We start from the raw sequence: 18,154 nt of genomic DNA on the forward strand, positions 1-18,154 counted from the left end.
CGGGGGCCACACAATGAAGAGCAGACAGCCGGAGTTGTTCATGTCATCCGAACAAGCGGTGCTTGAAACCCGTGATCTCACCATCAATTTTGGTGGGCACGTGGCGGTCAACCGGGTCTCCTGCCAGTTCCACAAGGGGACCCTGACCTCCATTGTCGGTCCCAATGGCGCCGGCAAGACCACCTGGTTCAACCTGATTTCCGGGCAGTTGAAGGCCACCGCAGGCCAGGTCCTTCTCAATGGCGAGGACCTGACCGGGCTGACGGCAGCACGTCGGGCCGACAAGGGCCTGGGGCGCGCGTTTCAGCTGACCAACCTGTTTCCCAACCTGACGGCGCTGGAAAATGTGCGCCTGGCCGTCGCCGCCCGTCACCATATCGGTCATGTGTTCTGGCAGATGGCCAGCCACCGCCGGGACCTGACGGACCGGGCCATGGAGTACCTGACCCGGGTCAACCTGGCTAACCGTGCAGGCTACCTGGTATCGGGCCTGCCCCACGGTGATCAGCGCAAGCTGGAAGTAGCCCTGATGCTCGCCCTGGAGCCGGAAGTGTTCATGTTCGACGAACCAACAGCGGGTATGAGCGTCGACGAAGTGCCGGTCATTCTCGACCTGATCGCCGATATCAAGAAACAGCAGGACAAGGTCATCCTGCTGGTAGAACACAAAATGGACGTGGTGCGGTCGCTCTCCGATCGCATCGTTGTCCTGCATAACGGTGAGTTGGTCGCCGATGGCGAGCCGGCGGAGGTGATTGCCTCTCCCGTCGTGCAGGAAGCCTACCTCGGTGCCTCACCGGATCAGCAGCCGGAGGTGGCCCATGGCTGAACCCATACTGAAACTGTCCGGCGTGAAGGCGGACATTGACCAGTACCATATTCTCCACGGTGTCGACCTGGTGGTGCCAAAAGGTGAGCTCACGGTTCTGTTGGGCCGCAATGGCGCCGGCAAGAGCACCACTTTGCGGACCATCATGGGTCTGACCACCCTGACCGGTGGCACCGTGACCTACCAGGGGCAGGACATCAGCCGCTGGCCGACCCCGAAAATTGCCCGGGCCGGAATCGCTTTCGTGCCGGAGAGTATGGGCATTTTTGGCCTGCTGACCGTGCGGGAGAACCTGGTTCTTGCTGCCGTCAGCGGCCCCATGGATGAGGCACGGCTGCAATGGATATTCGACCTGTTCCCGCCCCTGAAGAAGTTCTGGGACAAGCCGGCGGGCACCCTGTCCGGCGGCCAGAAGCAGATGCTGGCCATCGCCCGGGCGGTGATCGAACCGCGGGACCTGTTGCTGGTGGACGAGCCCACCAAGGGCCTGGCGCCGGCGATTATCAATGACCTGGCGGATGCCTTTGATCAGCTCAAAGAGCAGCAGGTGAGCATCCTGCTGGTGGAGCAGAATTTCAACTTCTCCCGCCGCCTGGGCCAGACCGTGGCCGTGATGAACGATGGTGCGGTGGTGCATGCCGGCACCATGGCCGAGCTGGCGGAGAATGAAGAGCTCCAGCAGGACCTGCTGGGCCTTGGACTGGGAGCACACCAATGACTGAGGAGACCACTGCCATGCCGCTGTCCGAAACCGGTTCCGGTAGCGAGCGGGAACGCCGCAGTCCCATTGAGTGGCTGAGGGACCAGCGAGAGCACCGGGCCCACCTGTTCCTGCTGGCCATCATGTTGCTCGCATCGATAGCCGTTATCGACTTTCGCACCTGGCTGGTGCTGACCATCAGCGGTGTAGCCATGGGTGCCGTGCTGTTCCTGATGGCGTCTGGTATGACCCTGACGTTTGGCCTGATGAGCGTGCTGAACCTTGCCCACGGTGCCTTTATCTCGCTTGGCGCCTTTGCCGGCGGCACCGTGCTGGCCTTCTGGCTGGATGGATTCGCCAGTTCGCCCTCGTTCCTCACCAACCTGGTGGCAATAATACCCGCGCTCCTCTTTGCCGCGTTCATTGCCGGTGTGGTGGGCCTGGTGTTTGAGAAGCTGGTCATCAAACCGGTCTACGGTGACCACCTGAAACAGATCCTCGTGACGGTTGGCGGCTCCATCATCCTGATGCAGCTGATCGAGGTGATCTGGGGGCCCAACGAGATCCCGGTTACCCGCCCGGAAGCCCTGCAGGGTGCGTTCCTTGTGCCAGAGGCCCTGCCGCTGATTGGCGGTATTGTGCTGGAGAAATATCGCCTGGTGGCCGTGGTACTGGGGCTGGCGATTTACGCCGGCATGTTGTGGATTATCGACCGCACTCGTATCGGCATCCTGATCCGGGCTGGCGTGGAAAGCCGGGAGATGGTGGAAATCCAGGGCTACCGGATTCACCTGCTGTTCCTGGGTGTGTTTATTGCGGGTTCGGCGCTGGCGGGACTCGGCGGCGTCATGTGGGGTATGTACAAGGAGCTGCTCACGCCCCATATGGGGGATGAAATGATGATCTCGGTGATTGTGGTGATCATCCTCGGCGGTCTCGGTTCCATCCGTGGCTGTTTCTATGGCGCCCTGCTGGTGGGGCTGATCAACCTCTACATCGGCTTTGTCGAGCCCCGGCTGGCGGCCGTGGCCACGGTGGGGCTGATGGTAGGCGTACTTATGTGGCGGCCCCAGGGGCTGATCCCGGTGATCAAGGTTTAGGGAGAAGCAAAGATGTTAAGTCGAATTCTGTCGGAAGACTTCCCCCGCAGCAAAACCCTGACGGCGTTGCTGCTGGTCATCGTGGTGAGCCTGGCGCTCGGGCCCTTCCTGTTTGACGGTATCCGGGCGTTTACCACCCTGGGCATGATCTGCGTGTTCATCATGGTGGTGGCGGCCTATGACCTGATGCTGGGATACACCCACATCGTGTCCTTTGCGCACACCATGTTCTTTGGTATCGGAGCCTATGGTGTCGCCATGGCGGTAGACGGCATGGGTAATTCGTTCGGGGCTGTACTGGTGGGCATTATTGGCGCCCTGGCGGTCAGCTTTGTGTTGTCTCTGTTGCTGGGGCTGTTGTCCCTGCGGGTAAAGGCCATCTTCTTTGCCCTGGTGACGCTGGCGGTGGCCTTTGCCTTCCTCAGCCTGGTTACCCAGTTGTATAACATCACCGGCGGTGAGGATGGTATGCGGGTACGGGTGCCCCGTGAGCTGGGCCCTGCGTTCCGGCCCTTTGAGAATTCGTTGCCCGGTATCGATGTTCCCACCTTGCTGAAGGGACTGCTGACCCAGCCCTGGAATATCGGGCAGGTGTGGCAGGAAGCCACGTTCGAGGTGCGCTTTAATGGTCGCAACGTGATGTACTACGTGCTGGTGGCCATGGCAACCGGGGTGTTCCTGTTCCTGCTGCGCCTGGTGAATTCGCCGTTTGGCCGGGTGTTGCAGGCGATCCGGGAGAATGAGTTCCGGGCGGAGGCGCTGGGCTATCGTACGGTGGTTTACCGTACCGCGGTGGTGATCCTGTCTGCCCTGGTGGCGACGCTGGCGGGTGCGGGGTTTGCGCTGATCAACCGGTATGTGAACCCGGAGAACACCCTGAACTTCGAGCTGATGGTGTTCATCCTGCTGATGTGCGTTATCGGGGGCATGGGTACGCTGTATGGCGCGATTGTGGGGAGCACGCTGTTCATCCTGGCCCAGAACTACCTGCAGGACCTGCTGGGCTGGGTCGGTCAGTACACCGCCGGGATTCCGCTGGTGGAGAACCTGCTGGGTGAGGACCACTGGCTGCTCTGGTTCGGCGTGCTCTTTGTGCTCAGTGTGTACTTCTTTCCTGCCGGGGTGGTGGGGCAGTTGCGGATCTGGGCTTTGCAGCGGCGTAATCGGAAGTCGCCACCGCCTTCCGGGCCGGAGGCGGAGGCTGTAGTGCAGACTTGAGAGAGGTGTCGATGGCGGTGCAAGACGTCCCGGCGCTGGGGAGGTCTTTCGCCGCCGCGTTGGAGGGGCGTCCTGCCACCCCAACGCTTCCGGGGCATCCATGCCCCTGCTCTGAAAGACCTCCCCACCACCGTGACGCCCCAGAGTTTCCAGTGGCCTGGATACGCCACTGTTCAGGGAGAGCGAAGTCCATATTCGTCGTAACGGACGATGTCCGGATAGTGCATAGGGCGCAAACTGTTATCACATACAAGAACAACAGGATGCTCCCATGACCGACAAGCGTCAGAACCAGCGCTGGGTGCTGCGCAAGCGCCCGGAAGCGGACATTACCGCTGAGCACCTGGAATTGGTTACCCAGCCGGTTCCGGACCTTGAGGACAGTCAGGTCCTTATTCGTAATATCTATCTGTCACTGGATCCCACCCACCGCCTGTGGATGAGCGACCGCGAGCAATACCTGCCGCCGGTCCAGGTGGGTGACGTTATGCGTGGCGGTACCCTGGGCGTGGTGGAGGAATCCCGTTCCGACCGCTTCAAGGCCGGGGATATTGTCAAACCCGTCGTTGGAGGCTGGGAAGCTTTCACTGTTGCCGATGGCAAGATGGTGCGGCCGGTGGACCGGCATCCGGATATTCCCCTGTCGGCCTATATGTCGGTGCTGGGTTCGACCGGGATCACCGCCTATTTTGGCCTGCTGGATATCGGTAATCCCCAGCCGGGTGAAACCCTGGTGGTGTCCGCCGCTGCCGGTGCCGTGGGCTCCATTGTTGGTCAGATTGGCAAGCTGAAAGGTTGTCGGGTCGTCGGTATTGCCGGTGGTCCTGAAAAATGCCGCTGGCTGACCGACGAGCTGGGTTTTGACGGTGCCATTGATTATCGCAATGACGACGTGCCGGCGTCGCTGGACCGCCTGTGTCCGGACGGTGTGGATATCCAGTTCGAGAATGTGGGCGGCGACATCATGGACGCCATCTACAATCGCCTGAATCTCAATGGCCGGCTGTCCCTGTGTGGCATGATTTCCCGCTATAACGATGAGGGCGTGATGCCCGGTCCGAAGGACTTTGGCCGCGTGCTGATGAAGCGCCTGACGGTGAAGGGCTTTATCGTGATCGACTATCAGAAGCGGTTCCCCGAAGCCCTGGAGGCACTGACCGAGTGGGTCAGCAAGGATCAGCTGAAGTGGAAGAACCATGTGGTCGAGGGCCTGGATAATGCCCTGGATGGTCTTTCACTGCTGTTCACCGGCGGTAACGACGGCAAGCTGATGGTCAGGGTGTCAGAAGAGCCCTAAGTTCCAGGCCATGAGTCTTCTCCTGTAAAGCGAGCGAACCTCGAGCGGAGGCGATAGACAGCCACCATACTGTCACCGGAGACCTTTAGTGGGTACTCCGGTTTTTTTGCTTAGGGAGTTGGCATGATCTGTCGGGAGGTTAGCTCTGGAAGCACACTCAGGGTCTGGGGCGATCCGGGGTGGGGAGGTCTTTCAGAGCAGGGGCATGGGTGAGACAAGCGTTTATGAAGCAAAGCTTCATGCGCAGGCGAACGCCAACCATCTGTGATGGTTGGCCGGACACGCCCCCTTCATTCGGTTGGGGTGGCAGGACGCCCCTCCGACGCGGCGGCGAAAGACCTCCCCGCCTCGGAGCGGCTTGCACCGGAGTCCAATCACCGAAACTCCGGCTCCCCCTGCCAGTCAAAAAACGCCGGCATGTCGGTGGACACCTTGTTGGGATATTCCGCTGGCCGCTTCTCCAGGAACGACGCCACACCCTCCTTGGCATCCGCTGACGCGCCACGGGCCTGGACCGCGCGGCTGTCCAGTTGGTGGGCTTCCATCGGATGGCTGGCGCCGGCCATGCGCCACAGCATCTGGCGGGTCATGGCGACGGACACCGGGGCGGTGTTGTCGGCAATTTCACGGGCGATGGCGACGGCGGCGGGGTAGAGGTCTTCCGGCGCATGGACGGATTCCACCAGGCCTCGTCTTTCCAGCTCATCGGCGTTGATCAGTCGTCCGCTCATACACCAGTTCAGCGCGGTGGACAGCCCGACGGCCCGGGAGATAAACCAGGACGAAGCTGCTTCCGGTACGATACCCCGGCGAGCGAAGACGAAGCCATAGCGGGCCTTTTCGGAGGCCAGGCGAATGTCCATGGCCAGGGACATGGTGGCCCCCACACCGACGGCAGCGCCGTTAATGGCTCCAATCACCGGTTTCAGGCTACGGAAAATTCGCAGCGACACCATGCCGCCGCCGTCGCGATTGACGCCGTTAGCCAGCGGGTCCGGTGCATTACCTTTCTGCTCCTCGTAGTTGAAGGTGTCGGCGCCACCAGACAGGTCCGCCCCGGCGCAGAACGCCTTGCCGGCACCGGTGACGATTACCGCACGCACGTTGTCGTCGGCATCGGTCTGGTCGAAGGCCGCAATGAGCTCATCCATCATCTGCAGGGTGAAGGCGTTCATCCGGTCCGGCCGGTTGAGGGTGATGGTGGCAATGCCGTCCTCGACGCCAAGGGTAATGGTTTCAAACTGACTCATGGAAACTCCTTATCCGGCGATCATGGCGGAACAGCCGCCGTCGATGTAGAGAACCTGACCGGTGGTGTGCTTGCCGGCGTCGGAGGCGAACATGACGGTGGCGCCCTTGAGGGCCTCGTCGTCGCCGGTCTGGCGAAGGGGCACGTTGCGGATCAGGCCTTCGTCGCCGTGCTGGTCCTTCAGGCCCTTCGACATCTTGCTGGGGAAATAGCCCGGGCCGATGGCGTTGACGGTAATGCCGTGAATGCCCCATTCCGCGGCCAGCGCACGGGTGAAGGTCACTACCGCACCCTTGCTGGTGTTGTAGCCGATGGCGGTCATCAGGTCCCGGTTGCCGCCAATGGCGGCGTTGGACGCGATATTGATGACGCGGCCATACTTGCGGGGAATCATGCTCTTTTTCGCCACTTCACGGGTCAGCAGGAACAGGTTGCGCACGTTAAGGGTCATCACCTTGTCCCAGCCGTCCATGGGGTAGTCTTCGGCGGGCGCGCCCCAGGTGGCTCCGGCGTTGTTCACCAGTACATCTATATGGCCCAGGGTGGCAATGGCCTGGTCGGCCAGGGCGATAACGTCGTCCTCATTGGCCAGGTTGGCGACGATGGGAGTGACATCGTGGCCGGCGGCCCGCAGTTCCTCAGCGGCTTCGTTGAGGTCGGTTTCCTTGCGGGAGCTGATCACCAGCTTTGCACCGGCTTCGCCCAGGGCATGGGCCATCTGCAGGCCAAGCCCCCGGGAGCCGCCGGTCACCAGTGCGGTGCGGCCTTTCAGGTCGAACAGTTGCTGCACGTTACGTGCGGGGGAATCGCTCATGGTGTCAATCCTCTTGTGGTTTTTGTGATCGTGACACCGTGACGCAGCCAGCGTCCGGAGACATCGTCCTTTGCGACGAAAACACGCTCCCGACCGGATTCGTCGGTTCAGACGATGCCCCGAAAGCGCTTCGGGCCGAGGATGGAGAAAAACAAGGAGAATGCCCCATGAGCAACTACACCGCCGTCGAATACCAGGCCCGTGATGCCGTCGCCTGGATTCATATGAACCGCCCGGACTCCCTCAATGCCTTCAATGAAGATCTGCGCCGTGACCTGGCTGCTGCCCTGCGTCAGGCCGCCGATGACGACGCCATCAAGGTAGTGGTACTGGCCGCCAATGGTCGTGCTTTCTGCGCCGGTGCTGACCTGCTGGAGGACAACTCTCCGGACAAGTCCGATGTCACCCAGCAGTTGCTGGAGTCTTACAAACCCATCCTGGATACCATCCAGAACATGCCCAAGCCGGTGATCGGCGTGGCCCCGGGCGTTGCTGCCGGCGTTGGCGCCTCAGTGCTGATGAGCTGCGACCAGGTGGTCATGGCGGAAGAGTCGCGCATCTACATGGCCTTCAGCCATATCGGGCTGGTGCCGGATGGCGGCGCCACCTGGCTGCTGTTCCAGACGCTGGGTTACCACCGCGCCTTTGCCCTGATTACCGAGGGTGGCAGCATCAGTGCCCAGGAATGCCTGACGCTGGGCCTGGCCCGAACCGTGGTGCCCCAGGACCAGACCGAGCAGGCTGCCGCGGAAATTGCCGCGACCCTGTGCGAGCGCTCAGCCATCGCGACGGCCGAAGCGAAGGCGCTACTGCGCCAGGCGGCCACCGCATCCTACGATGAGATCTTCCAGGCGGAAGCGATCGTGCAGAAACGTTGCCTGCAGAGCGACGAATCCCGTGAGGCTATTGCCCGCTTCAAGAACAAGGGTAAGTGACCGGTTACCGGATCCGACGACCTGTTTACCATCGTAACCACGGGGAGTAACCAAGCCATGGCCGAACCCGCACATGATCTGCAAGGCCCCGCCAACGGGGATGATATGGCTCAGAAGCTGACCCGGGTGGTGCAACGCCTGCACCCTGGTGCCCGCGTCGAGAACCTGAGTCGTCTCACCGGTGGTGCCAATCAGCAGATGTGGTCCTTCGATGTGGTAACGGATACGGATCGGTTGTCCATGATCCTGCGCCAGGCGAGTAGCTGGAACCAGGATGCTGAAAACGTCATGCAGCTGGACGACGAGGCGCGCCTGGTCATACGGGCCGGGGAGGGCGGTGTGCCGGTGCCCCGGGTCCACGAGATACTGCAGCCAGGTGACAGGCTGGGCAGTGGCTACCTGATGGCCCGGGTGGAGGGTGAAACCCTGCCGCCGAAGATCCTTAAAGGCGAACAGTACGCAGCAGCCCGGGACATACTGGCGCGCCAGTGCGGCGAGGTCCTGGCCGAGATCCATCGCTTGCCGGTGGATGACTTCACCTTCCTCAACTCCCTGACTCCCGGAGACATGGTGGAAAGCCTTTATCGGGAATATCAGGGGTACGGCGAGTCACGGCCGATCTTCGAACTGGCCTTTCGCTGGCTGAGGGACAACCTGCCTGAAACACCGAAGGCACTGACCCTGGTTCATGGCGATTTCCGCCACGGCAACCTGATGGTGGATGAACGCGGCCTGGCCTCTGTGCTGGACTGGGAGCTGGCCTTCCTTGGCGACCCCATGGCCGACCTTGGCTGGCTGTGTGTGAACTCCTGGCGTTTCGGCAACATCGATCAGCCGGTCGGTGGCTTCGGCACCCGCGAGCAACTGTTTGATGGCTACGAAGCCGCCAGTGGGCAGCGGCCTGATCCGCAACGTGTTCGTTTCTGGGAAATCCTGGGAACCCTGCGCTGGGGCATCATGTGCCAGAGCATGGCTGCGTCGTTCGTGGCCGGCCATGACACTTCCCCGGAGCGGGGTGCCATCGGGCGCCGGGCGTCAGAAACCGAGGTGGACCTGCTTCGTGAGCTGGTACCCCTGAATTCCTGATCCCCTGACCCCTGAACGGCCTGAACCCCTGACAGGCCTGAACCCTGGAAAGAGTGAACCCATGCAGGATCTACCGGACAACACCGCCTTGCTGGCCTCCGTGGAGGCCTTCCTGAAAGACGAAGTCATGCCACAACTGGACGCTGCCGGGGCCTTTCGTGCACGGGTATCCACCAATGTGCTGGGCATGGTCCGTCGGCACCTGGAACAGGCCGGCAGGGATGGCGTTCACGATGAACGTGAACTGCTAACCCAACTGATCGGCAAGAAGGGCACCCTGGCCGGCCAGACGGCCGAGCTGTGTCAGCTGATTGCCTCAGGCAACCTGACGCCGGACGACCCCCGCCTGCGGGATTACCTGTGGCTCACTACCCTGGCAAAGGTGGGAGTAGACCAGCCGAAATATTCCGGATACCGGCGTGCCCGCGAGGAATGGGCCGCGTTCCGTGCGGCGACACCCGCACAGCACCCTCATTTGTAAAAGCTTTTCTAACATCCCTGGAGAGCTCTGATGGATTTTAACCTGCCAAAAGAACTGACTGACTACCTGGCGGAACTGGACCAGTTTATCGACCAGAAGATCAAGCCACTGGAACAGAAAGACGACAATATCCGTTTCTTCGATCACCGTCGTGAATGGGCCCGTACCGATTTCGAGGGCGGTGGCCTGCCTCGTAAAGAATGGGAGGACCTGCTCAAGGAAGCGCGGCGCGTGGCTGACGAAGCGGGTCACCTGCGCTTCCCGCTGCCATCGGATTTCGGGGGCAAGGACGGTTCCAACCTGGCAATGACGGTGATCCGAGAGCACCTCGCCGCAAAGGGTCTCGGCCTGCATAACGACCTGCAGAACGAGCACTCCATCGTGGCCAATAACCCCTTCGTTCTGCTATTCCGCGATTTTGGTACAAAGGAGCAGTACGCCGAGTTCGTCGACAAGATGCTTAATGAAGAGTATCAGCTGGCTTTCGGCCTCACCGAGCCGGACCATGGTTCGGACGCCACCCATATGGAAACCCGCGCGTACCCGAAAAGCGGGACGGGGTTGATGGCTGGCTGATCAACGGCGAAAAAATGTGGACCACCGGCATGCACACCGCCACCCACTGTGTCACCTTCGTGCGCACCAGTGGCAAGGATGGCGATGCGAAGGGAATCACCGCCCTGATCGTGCCGTCTGATGCCGACGGGGTAAAGGTGGAAGAGTATCTGTGGACTTTCAATATGCCCACCGACCATCCCCGGGTCAGCTTCACCAACGTCTGGGTGCCGGAAGCCGCCGTGTTCGGCGCCATGGACGGTGGCCTGGCCATTGCGCAGCACTTTGTCCATGAGAACCGTATCCGCCAGGCAGCCTCCAGCCTTGGCGCGGCGGACTATTGCATCCGCGAGAGCGTGAAATACGCTCGCGAACGTAAACCTTTCGGCCAGGAGCTGGCCCGCAACCAGGGTATCCAGTTCCCCATGGTGGAACTGGCCACCCAGGTGGAGATGCTCCGTCTGCTGATCCGCAAGACTGCCTGGGAAATGGACCAGATGTCCAAGCCGGAAGTGGCCAAGCAGATCTCAGACAAGGTGGCCATGTGTAACTTCTGGTCCAACCGACTGTGCTGCCAGGCAGCCGACCAGGCCATGCAGGTCCATGGTGGCATTGGCTATTCCCGCCACAAGCCGTTCGAGCACATCTACCGGCACCACCGCCGTTACCGCATTACCGAAGGCTCTGAGGAAATCCAGAAGCGCAAGGTGGGGGCCTTCCTGTTTGGTTACCTGGGGCCGAACAAGCACTAGTACCCATCCGAAGTCGGGTAATGAAAACGATGCCGGTTCGCCGGCATCGTTTTTTTATCTGTTCAATAATTCGTCGTATCCGACGAGGGATGGTTCAGGATGTCAGTAATAAGCTGAAGCAGGCTGTTCGAAAAACAACAAACAGGCGCCGTAACCAAAACGCGCCGAAGATGACCCCGGAGGTTCCCATGACATTACGCAAGGCCATTCAGCAATTCGCAGCGCCACTGGCGCTTGGCAGCATGATGCTTGCCGCTGGTGCCAACGCCACCACCATCTCCCACGCAACGGGCTATCCCCCCAACTCTATTGGTGCCAACTCTGCCGAGGTCTACGCCAAGGCCCTGGAAGAAATTTCCGGTGGTGACCTGAAAGCGAAGGTCTACGCCGGCTCGCTACTCAGCTTCCTGGAAACTTCGCCGGGTATCCGGGATGGCATGGCGGATTCCGGGTTTATCCTGCTGTCCTATTATCCAAGCGAGTTCCCGGTTACCAACCTCGTTGGTGAGCTGAGCATGCTGACCGAACTGGTGGACGTGGCGCCCAGTCACGCCGGCCTTGCCTATGTAGGGGCCATGTCTGAATTCATCATGAACGACTGTCCGGAATGCATCGAGGAATTTGCTGCCCAGAACCAGGTATTTACCGGTGGCTCGGCCAGTACGGCCTATTTCCTGCTGTGCAACCAGCCGGTAACCAACATGGAGCAGGTCAAGGGCAAGCGTTTCCGTACGGCTGGCGCCCACTGGGCGAGGTGGGCGGAAAAGGTCGGCGCCACACCGGTTTCCATGTCCATTGCCGAAACCTACGAAGCCCTCAACCAGGGTGTGCTTGACTGCACCCTGAGCTCCCCGACGGAGCTGGACATCTTCAAGCTGAAGGAAGTGACTTCCGACATTACCGTGAAGGTTCCTGGTGGTGTCTATGGGGCAACCGCGGTCAACAATGTCAGCCAGGATGTGTGGAACAGCCTGACGGAAGAGCAGCGTCGCCATGTCCTCAAGGCCACGGCGGTTCTGGGGGCCGACATCAGCTGGGAATATCAGCTCAGTGCCACCCGTGAGATGGAAAATGCGGGTGACAGCGGCATTACCGTACATCAGCCCTCCGAAGAGCTGGTTCAGGTGACAGAGGAGTTCATCCGCAATGACCTGGACACGATCGTAGAGCGCTATGAAGAGCGGTACGGTGTTATAGGTGCAGACCTGGTCATCGACAGCTTCCGCTCCCTGCTGACCAAGTGGGCAGGCCTGGTGGAAGGCATCGATAACGCCGATGACCTGGCGGGCCTGTACTGGAACGAGATTTATTCGAAAGTGGATGTGAGTCAGTACAGCCAGTAATACCGGCCCCATCGCGTTTGCTTCCCCTTCTCTGGCAGAAGGGGAAGCCTCACTCCCCAACCTCTTTTGCCTGCCCTTCCCTTATTTCCGGTCCAATTTCGTCTGTACCGACGACGCCGATTTGCGTTCCCCCTTGGCACTATCACTCCCAACCGTTCCAGCACTTTACAAAAACAGCAAGAGAGCTCACCCATGTACCTGACGCAATTTCTCCATAAGGCCGTTCGTGAATACCCCAATGACGAGGCGGTGGTATTCGGAAACCGCCGCCAGACCTGGGCCCAGCTCACCGACCGCGTTGCTCGCCTCGCGGGTGTGTTGCAGAAGCTCGGCATGGGCGAGGGTGACCGGGTAGGTATCCTTGGCCTGAATTCAGACCGCTATATGGAGACGGTTTTCGCCTCACTCTGGGGTGGCGGCGTGTTCAATACCGTCAACATCCGCTGGAGCGCCCCGGAGATTGCCTACTCCCTGGATGACTGCGACACGCAGATTCTGTTCGTGGATGACGAGTTCGCGCCGTTAATCGAGACGGTCAAGGCGAAATCCTCTGCCCTCAAGACCGTAGTCTATATGGGAGAGGGCACAGCGCCGGAGGGTTGTGAAGACCTGGAAAGCCTGATGGCTGGTGCCAGCCCGGTGCCGGATGCCGGTCGTCGTGACAAGGACCTGGCCGGCATCCTCTATACAGGTGGCACCACGGGCAAGCCCAAGGGTGTCATGCTCAGCCACGGCAATCTTTACCTGAGCGCCCTGAGCACGGTCATCCCGGCCTGCCGCCGCGACCGCATTGTGGGGCTGCAAGCGGCACCCTTCTTCCATGTGGCAGGCATAGGCCTTATCGTTCAGCTTTCCATTCGTGGTGGCACCCACGTTATCCTGCCTCGCTTCGAGCCGCTTCCGGTGATCGAGGCTATCGAACGGGAAACGGTAGTGGAGACCTTCCTGGTGCCTACCATGTTGCGAGCGGTGCTGGACCACCCAGACTTTGACAAGCACGACACCAGCTCCCTGCGCTGCCTGATATACGGCGCCTCGCCCATGGACAGCGCCCTGCTCAAGCGAGCCATGGCCAAGCTGCCCAATGCGGATTTCCTGCAGATGTACGGCATGACCGAGCTTTCGCCCACGGTCACCATGCTGCTGCCGGAAGTGCACGCCGACCCGGCCCAGCACGACAAGCTGATGTCTGCGGGTAACCCCACTCACATCGCCGAGATTCGCATTGTCGATCCAATGGATAACGAGGTGGAGCGGGGACAGGTTGGTGAAATCTGCGCCCGCGGGCCCATGGTCATGCAGGGCTACTGGAACAAGGAAGAGCAGACCCGTGACGCGATCCGCGACGGCTGGATGCACACCGGCGATGCCGGGTACATGAGTGATGACGGCTACCTGTTCCTGGTGGACCGGATCAAGGACATGATTGTTACCGGTGGCGAGAACGTCTATTCCGTGGAAGTGGAAGATGTCCTGCTGCAACACCCTGCCGTATCCCAGTGCGCCGTCATCGGCGTGCCCGACGAGAAGTGGGGTGAACGGGTGCATGCGGCCATTGTCCTGCGGGACGGTCACGAGCTGGATGAGGCTGATGTTATTGCCTTCTGCAAGGAACACATTGCCGGCTACAAGTGCCCCCGCAGCTTTGAGGTACGGACCGAGATGCCTATGTCCGGCGCCGGCAAGCTGCTGAAATTCAAGATCAAGGAAGAGCACTGGAAAGGCAAGGGCCGAAACATTGGCTGACCAGCCAGCATGGGCAGCCAAATCGTCCTAAAAGACGATGGTTCCTGACGGCCATCGTTCTACATTGCCCCCCACGATTCTATCCACAAGAACATTACCGGTGGCGCGCTGTCGCAGTCGCGCCCCGGTTTGGAGAAAAGCACCATGAAAGAACTGATCAAAACCGGTCTCACGTCCGTTGCGGCTGCAGGCATCCTGGCGGCCGGTGCGGCCACCGCAGAGACCATTTCCCACGCGACCGGATATCCGCCCAATTCCATTGGCGCCGACGCAGCAAACAGTTTTGCCGAAGCCCTGAAGGAAATCTCCGGTGGCGACATGACGGCCAAGGTCTATGCAGGCTCGTTGCTGAGCTTCTCGGAGACCTCGCCGGGTATCCGGGATGGCATGGCCGATTCAGGTTTTGTACTGCTGTCCTACTACCCCAGTGAATTTCCTGCGGCCAACCTGGCCGGTGAGCTGAGTATGCTGGTGGATCTTGAGGATGTTCCGCCCAGCCATTCGGGCCTGGCCTATGTGGGCGCCCTGGCGGAGTTTGTTTTCAACCATTGTGATACCTGCGTCGATGAATTTGCCGGCCAGAACCAGGTCTTCACCGGCGCATCGGCCAGCTCTGACTATATGCTGCTGTGCAATAAAGAGGTATCCACCCTCGATCAGCTGCAGGGCAAGCGCATCCGCAGTGCCGGCCCCCAGTGGGCTCGCTGGGCAGAGTCCCTGGGTGCCACGCCGGTTACCCTTTCGGTCAGTGACTCCTATGAGGCCCTGAACCAGGGTGTGCTGGACTGCAGCATCAGTTCCAGTGTTGACCTCGACATCTTCAAGTTGAAGGAAGTGGTGACAGACATCACTCCCGAGGTCCCCGGGGGTGTCTATGGCGGTACCGCGGTCAACAACGTCAACCGGGATGTCTGGGCCGGTCTGAGTGAGCAGCAGCGCCGCGACGTGCTCAAGGCGACCGCTGTTCTGGGCGCTGTGATCAGCTGGGATTACCAGGTAGGTGCGGCCAAAGAGCTCGAGGCTGCCGAAGGTAATGGCATCACTGTGCACGAAGCTTCCGAAGAGCTGCAGCAGGCTTCCAGTGAATTTGTCCGCAGCGATATCGGAAAGATTGCCGCTAACTACAAGGAGCGTCACGGCATTGAAAACGCTGAAGAACTGGCTGCCACCTTCCGTGAATTGCTGGGCAAGTGGGTAGAGCTGACCCGCGACATCGACAATGTGGATGACCTTGCCGATCTGTACTGGGATGAGCTTTACTCCAAGGTGGATGTGAGCTCTTACGCACTGTAATCACCGCAAAGCTCTCGCCGGTCTGCTCCCCTCTCCCCTGGCGGGAGAGGGGCTGGGGGTGAGGGGGAGACTTCACCTTCGGAGTTTGGTCGCTCCCCCCTCACCCTAACCCTCTCCCGCCAGGGGAGAGGGAATAGTGAGCGAGTCAGCTTTGCACCCGAAGCATCCCCGGCAACTGCCCCAGAGGTATCTATGGCCATCCACGAACCAGTCGAACTCAACACCTTCCGCCACCAGATCCGCGAGTTCATCGAACAGCACGCGGATGATGAGATCCTGGAAGCTGGCCGCAAGACCACCAGCTTTTTCCCGCCCTTCGACCAGGTGATGAAGTGGCATCGTATCCTCCATAGTCAGGGCTGGTCCGCCATCCGCTGGCCAGAGGAATACGGCGGTACTGGCTGGGATGTGGCGCGGCAGCTGATCTTCGAGGAAGAGTGCCGGCGTGCTGGGGTGCCCCTGCTGTTGCCCCAAAGCATTTCCATGGTGGGCCCTGCCATCATCCATTACGGCACCGATGAGCAGAAACGCAAGCACTTGCCGGGCATCCTGTCCGGTGAGAATTTCTGGGCCCAGGGGTACTCCGAACCCAATGCCGGTTCCGACCTGGCGTCCCTGAAATGCCGGGCTGAGCGAGACGGGGATCACTACGTCATTAATGGTTCCAAGACCTGGACAACCTACGCTTACCACGCCAATCGCCTGTTCCTGCTGGTGCGAACCGGTGGTGCTGGCAAGCCGCAACAGGGCATCAGCTTTTTCCTCATCGAGGACCTGACCGACCCGGGCATCGAGATCCGGCCCATCATCGGCCTTGATGGTGTACCGGAGCAGTGCGACGTGTTCTTTACCAACGTCCGGGTTCCGGTGGATTGCTGTCTCGGGGAGGAGAATGACGGCTGGTCCGTGGCCAAATACCTGCTGGAGCACGAGCGGGGTGGTGGAACCTCCTTTGCCACCACCTTCCGTCATGAACTGGCCACCATCCGTCGGCTGGCTGGCCGCACCGGTGACGGCTTCGGCGGCTTCCTGGCGGATGACCCGGTATTCCAGGACCGCTACGTCCGGCTGCACCTGGAGGTGGACACCCTGGAGGCTACCGAGGAAGTGTTTGCAGCCATGGAGAAAGGCTCGCCGGAATCCGGCCCCATGAGTTCCATGATCAAGATTACCTCCATGGAGACCATCCAGCGCATCACCGAACTGGCCATCGATGTGGCGGGAACCCCGTCACTCGCACTGCAGCTCGCCGCCCTGACCGTGGCCAGTGGCGTGGAACCCATCGGTGACGACGATGCTGTAACCCTGATGCCCAAGTACCTGAACAACCGTGCCGCCTCTATCTTTGGTGGCAGTAACGAAATTCAGCGCAATATCATCGCCAAGACCCTGTTGCGGTAAGGAGACGGACCATGAGTACCCTCAACCAGGAAACCCGCTCCATGCTGGAGGACAGCGTCAACCGGTTCGTACAGGGGGAGTACACCTTCGACGACCGCAAACGCAATCTGAAGGAGCATCAGGGGCAATCCCCGAGTCATTGGCAGACCTTTGCCGAGATGGGATGGCTGGCTATTCCGTTTGCTGAAGAACAGGGCGGCCTGGGCGGTGACAACACCGACACCCTGGGCGTGATGAAAGGCTTCGGCCGGGGCCTGGTGACGGAACCCTACCTGGGCGTGCTGGCGGCGGCACGCCTGCTGGCGCTTGCTGAAGCGAAAGGCGAGGGTGCTGAGTTATTAGCAGGCATTATCTCTGGCGCCCGCCAGGCAGTGTTTGCCTGCGAAGAACCTCAGAGCCGGGGCAACCCCCTGGCAGTGGCAGCCCGTGCCGAACCTGATGGTAGCGGTTATCGCCTCAGTGGTGAAAAAATCGCCGTCATGCACAGTCTGACAGCCAGCCACGTGCTCGTGTCTGCCCGCAGCGAAGGCGATTATACCGACCACGAGGGTATCGACCTGTTCCTGGTGGAGTTGGACTCGCCGGGTGTGGACGTCACCGGGTATCCGATGATTGACGGTCATCAGGGTGCCAACATACGATTTGACGGGGTGGCGGTCAGTGCTGCCCAGCGCCTGACTGACGAGGGTGAAGCCGCCACCCTTATCCTGCAGGTGCACAGTGAAAGCCTGCTGATGCTGGCGGCGGAAGCGGTGGGCATTATGGAAACCCTGGTGAAGAAAACCGTCGCCTATACCCGCACCCGCAAACAGTTTGGCGTCGCCCTGGCAGAGTTCCAGGTGCTGCAGCACCGCATGGCAGAGATGTATATCGAAACCACCAGTCTGGCGAACCTGCTGACCCAGACCTCCCAGCGCTGGACAGGGGCCGACGGTCACCAGCAGGCCATCCTCGCCTCAAAACTCAAGGCCCGCCTGGGCCAGGCCGCCCGCTATGTGGGCCAGCAGGCCATTCAGCTTCATGGCGGTATCGGTATGACCGACGAGCTGGATATCGGTCACTATTTCAAGCGACTGACGTCTATAGAGCTGCAACTGGGTAATGCCGAGTGGCACCGGAAGCGGTTGTGGCGGGAGCATGCGGCCTGAGCAGAACGCAATCTTGTCGTCTGGCGAGGTCTGTCCCCTTGTTATGAAAGTCCGGGCCGGATATCCCCTTCCGAACCAGTCAGAGAACAGGGTTCTCGTTTCGGAAGGGGATATCCGGCCCGGGCGTTTGCAGCAAACAGGACAATAAGTCCGGATCAATCTTCGATAAGAATCAGGTCATGCTCCGGTGTCGGGTACCAGGGCGGT

The 18,154-nt window shown here is 60.6% G+C and carries 17 protein-coding genes; 15 read left to right on the forward strand and 2 right to left on the reverse strand.

What is annotated here, in order from left to right; all coding sequences use genetic code 11:
• Window positions 1-40 precede the first annotated feature (40 nt).
• The 5 genes from LJ360_RS01465 to LJ360_RS01485 all read left to right on the forward strand — a co-directional run bounded on the left by LJ360_RS01465 (window position 41) and on the right by LJ360_RS01485 (window position 5,144).
• Complete coding sequence (locus LJ360_RS01465) at window positions 41-829, forward strand: ABC transporter ATP-binding protein (protein WP_091848942.1); 789 nt, start codon at window positions 41-43, stop codon at window positions 827-829.
• Window positions 822-1,547 carry an ABC transporter ATP-binding protein gene (locus LJ360_RS01470; RefSeq protein ID WP_091848941.1) on the forward strand — a complete coding sequence of 242 codons (726 nt, stop codon included), beginning with the start codon at window positions 822-824 and terminating at the stop codon, window positions 1,545-1,547. The genes LJ360_RS01465 and LJ360_RS01470 overlap by 8 nt, the downstream gene beginning before the upstream one ends.
• Entirely contained in the window at window positions 1,544-2,629 is a 1,086-nt protein-coding gene (locus LJ360_RS01475) for a branched-chain amino acid ABC transporter permease (protein WP_218144765.1), read from the forward strand. Before LJ360_RS01470 ends, LJ360_RS01475 begins: the two co-directional genes overlap by 4 nt.
• Before the next feature lie 12 nt (window positions 2,630-2,641).
• Window positions 2,642-3,847: a branched-chain amino acid ABC transporter permease gene (locus LJ360_RS01480; protein ID WP_264995038.1), complete on the forward strand. Its 1,206-nt coding sequence runs from the start codon at window positions 2,642-2,644 to the stop codon at window positions 3,845-3,847.
• 271 nt (window positions 3,848-4,118) lie between these two features.
• The gene (locus tag LJ360_RS01485; RefSeq protein ID WP_264995039.1) at window positions 4,119-5,144 is read left to right on the forward strand and encodes an NADP-dependent oxidoreductase; all 1,026 of its coding nucleotides are present in this window, start codon (window positions 4,119-4,121) and stop codon (window positions 5,142-5,144) included.
• 374 nt (window positions 5,145-5,518) lie between these two features.
• On the opposite strand, the gene LJ360_RS01490 is transcribed toward LJ360_RS01485, so the two are convergent.
• A complete protein-coding gene (locus LJ360_RS01490) occupies window positions 5,519-6,394 on the reverse strand; it encodes a crotonase/enoyl-CoA hydratase family protein (RefSeq protein WP_091848938.1) in 876 nt (291 codons plus the stop codon).
• Window positions 6,395-6,403: 9 nt separating this feature from the next.
• The gene (locus tag LJ360_RS01495) at window positions 6,404-7,207 is read right to left on the reverse strand and encodes an SDR family oxidoreductase (protein WP_264995040.1); all 804 of its coding nucleotides are present in this window, start codon (window positions 7,205-7,207) and stop codon (window positions 6,404-6,406) included.
• 167 nt (window positions 7,208-7,374) lie between these two features.
• Between LJ360_RS01495 and LJ360_RS01500 the strand changes: the two genes are divergently transcribed.
• The 10 genes from LJ360_RS01500 (at window position 7,375) to LJ360_RS01545 (ending at window position 17,947) form a co-directional block, all read left to right on the forward strand.
• Window positions 7,375-8,142, forward strand: a complete 768-nt coding sequence (locus LJ360_RS01500) for an enoyl-CoA hydratase/isomerase family protein (RefSeq protein ID WP_264995041.1) — start codon at window positions 7,375-7,377, stop codon at window positions 8,140-8,142.
• A 57-nt stretch (window positions 8,143-8,199) separates the two neighbouring features.
• Complete coding sequence (locus LJ360_RS01505; protein WP_264995042.1) at window positions 8,200-9,228, forward strand: phosphotransferase family protein; 1,029 nt, start codon at window positions 8,200-8,202, stop codon at window positions 9,226-9,228.
• 61 nt (window positions 9,229-9,289) lie between these two features.
• Window positions 9,290-9,709, forward strand: a complete 420-nt coding sequence (locus LJ360_RS01510) for a DUF6285 domain-containing protein (RefSeq protein WP_091848935.1) — start codon at window positions 9,290-9,292, stop codon at window positions 9,707-9,709.
• Window positions 9,710-9,739: 30 nt separating this feature from the next.
• A complete protein-coding gene (locus tag LJ360_RS01515; RefSeq protein WP_264995043.1) occupies window positions 9,740-10,285 on the forward strand; it encodes an acyl-CoA dehydrogenase family protein in 546 nt (181 codons plus the stop codon).
• A 14-nt stretch (window positions 10,286-10,299) separates the two neighbouring features.
• Window positions 10,300-11,016, forward strand: coding sequence for an acyl-CoA dehydrogenase (locus LJ360_RS01520; protein ID WP_264995044.1), 717 nt, complete (start codon window positions 10,300-10,302; stop codon window positions 11,014-11,016).
• Window positions 11,017-11,204: 188 nt separating this feature from the next.
• Window positions 11,205-12,359, forward strand: a complete 1,155-nt coding sequence (locus tag LJ360_RS01525; protein ID WP_264995045.1) for a C4-dicarboxylate TRAP transporter substrate-binding protein — start codon at window positions 11,205-11,207, stop codon at window positions 12,357-12,359.
• A gap of 192 nt (window positions 12,360-12,551) precedes the next feature.
• Complete coding sequence (locus tag LJ360_RS01530; RefSeq protein ID WP_091848932.1) at window positions 12,552-14,105, forward strand: long-chain-fatty-acid--CoA ligase; 1,554 nt, start codon at window positions 12,552-12,554, stop codon at window positions 14,103-14,105.
• Between the two features lie 144 nt (window positions 14,106-14,249).
• Entirely contained in the window at window positions 14,250-15,398 is a 1,149-nt protein-coding gene (locus LJ360_RS01535; RefSeq protein WP_264995046.1) for a C4-dicarboxylate TRAP transporter substrate-binding protein, read from the forward strand.
• Window positions 15,399-15,590: 192 nt separating this feature from the next.
• Entirely contained in the window at window positions 15,591-16,799 is a 1,209-nt protein-coding gene (locus LJ360_RS01540) for an acyl-CoA dehydrogenase family protein (RefSeq protein WP_264995047.1), read from the forward strand.
• 11 nt (window positions 16,800-16,810) lie between these two features.
• The gene (locus LJ360_RS01545; RefSeq protein WP_264995048.1) at window positions 16,811-17,947 is read left to right on the forward strand and encodes an acyl-CoA dehydrogenase family protein; all 1,137 of its coding nucleotides are present in this window, start codon (window positions 16,811-16,813) and stop codon (window positions 17,945-17,947) included.
• Window positions 17,948-18,154: the final 207 nt, after the last annotated feature.

Source organism: Marinobacter sp. AN1, from assembly GCF_026013985.1.
Taxonomy (GTDB): domain Bacteria; phylum Pseudomonadota; class Gammaproteobacteria; order Pseudomonadales; family Oleiphilaceae; genus Marinobacter; species Marinobacter segnicrescens.

Bases quoted from the DNA above. Each gene is read 5' to 3' on its own strand.
- LJ360_RS01465 (WP_091848942.1), top strand. From the start codon at position 41: ATGTCATCCGAACAAGCGGTGCTTGAAACCCGTGATCTCACCATCAAT.
- LJ360_RS01470 (WP_091848941.1), top strand. From the start codon at position 822: ATGGCTGAACCCATACTGAAACTGTCCGGCGTGAAGGCGGACATTGAC.
- LJ360_RS01475 (WP_218144765.1), top strand. From the start codon at position 1,544: ATGACTGAGGAGACCACTGCCATGCCGCTGTCCGAAACCGGTTCCGGT.
- LJ360_RS01480 (WP_264995038.1), top strand. From the start codon at position 2,642: ATGTTAAGTCGAATTCTGTCGGAAGACTTCCCCCGCAGCAAAACCCTG.
- LJ360_RS01485 (WP_264995039.1), top strand. From the start codon at position 4,119: ATGACCGACAAGCGTCAGAACCAGCGCTGGGTGCTGCGCAAGCGCCCG.
- LJ360_RS01490 (WP_091848938.1), bottom strand. From the start codon at position 6,394: ATGAGTCAGTTTGAAACCATTACCCTTGGCGTCGAGGACGGCATTGCC.
- LJ360_RS01495 (WP_264995040.1), bottom strand. From the start codon at position 7,207: ATGAGCGATTCCCCCGCACGTAACGTGCAGCAACTGTTCGACCTGAAA.
- LJ360_RS01500 (WP_264995041.1), top strand. From the start codon at position 7,375: ATGAGCAACTACACCGCCGTCGAATACCAGGCCCGTGATGCCGTCGCC.
- LJ360_RS01505 (WP_264995042.1), top strand. From the start codon at position 8,200: ATGGCCGAACCCGCACATGATCTGCAAGGCCCCGCCAACGGGGATGAT.
- LJ360_RS01510 (WP_091848935.1), top strand. From the start codon at position 9,290: ATGCAGGATCTACCGGACAACACCGCCTTGCTGGCCTCCGTGGAGGCC.
- LJ360_RS01515 (WP_264995043.1), top strand. From the start codon at position 9,740: ATGGATTTTAACCTGCCAAAAGAACTGACTGACTACCTGGCGGAACTG.
- LJ360_RS01520 (WP_264995044.1), top strand. From the start codon at position 10,300: ATGTGGACCACCGGCATGCACACCGCCACCCACTGTGTCACCTTCGTG.
- LJ360_RS01525 (WP_264995045.1), top strand. From the start codon at position 11,205: ATGACATTACGCAAGGCCATTCAGCAATTCGCAGCGCCACTGGCGCTT.
- LJ360_RS01530 (WP_091848932.1), top strand. From the start codon at position 12,552: ATGTACCTGACGCAATTTCTCCATAAGGCCGTTCGTGAATACCCCAAT.
- LJ360_RS01535 (WP_264995046.1), top strand. From the start codon at position 14,250: ATGAAAGAACTGATCAAAACCGGTCTCACGTCCGTTGCGGCTGCAGGC.
- LJ360_RS01540 (WP_264995047.1), top strand. From the start codon at position 15,591: ATGGCCATCCACGAACCAGTCGAACTCAACACCTTCCGCCACCAGATC.
- LJ360_RS01545 (WP_264995048.1), top strand. From the start codon at position 16,811: ATGAGTACCCTCAACCAGGAAACCCGCTCCATGCTGGAGGACAGCGTC.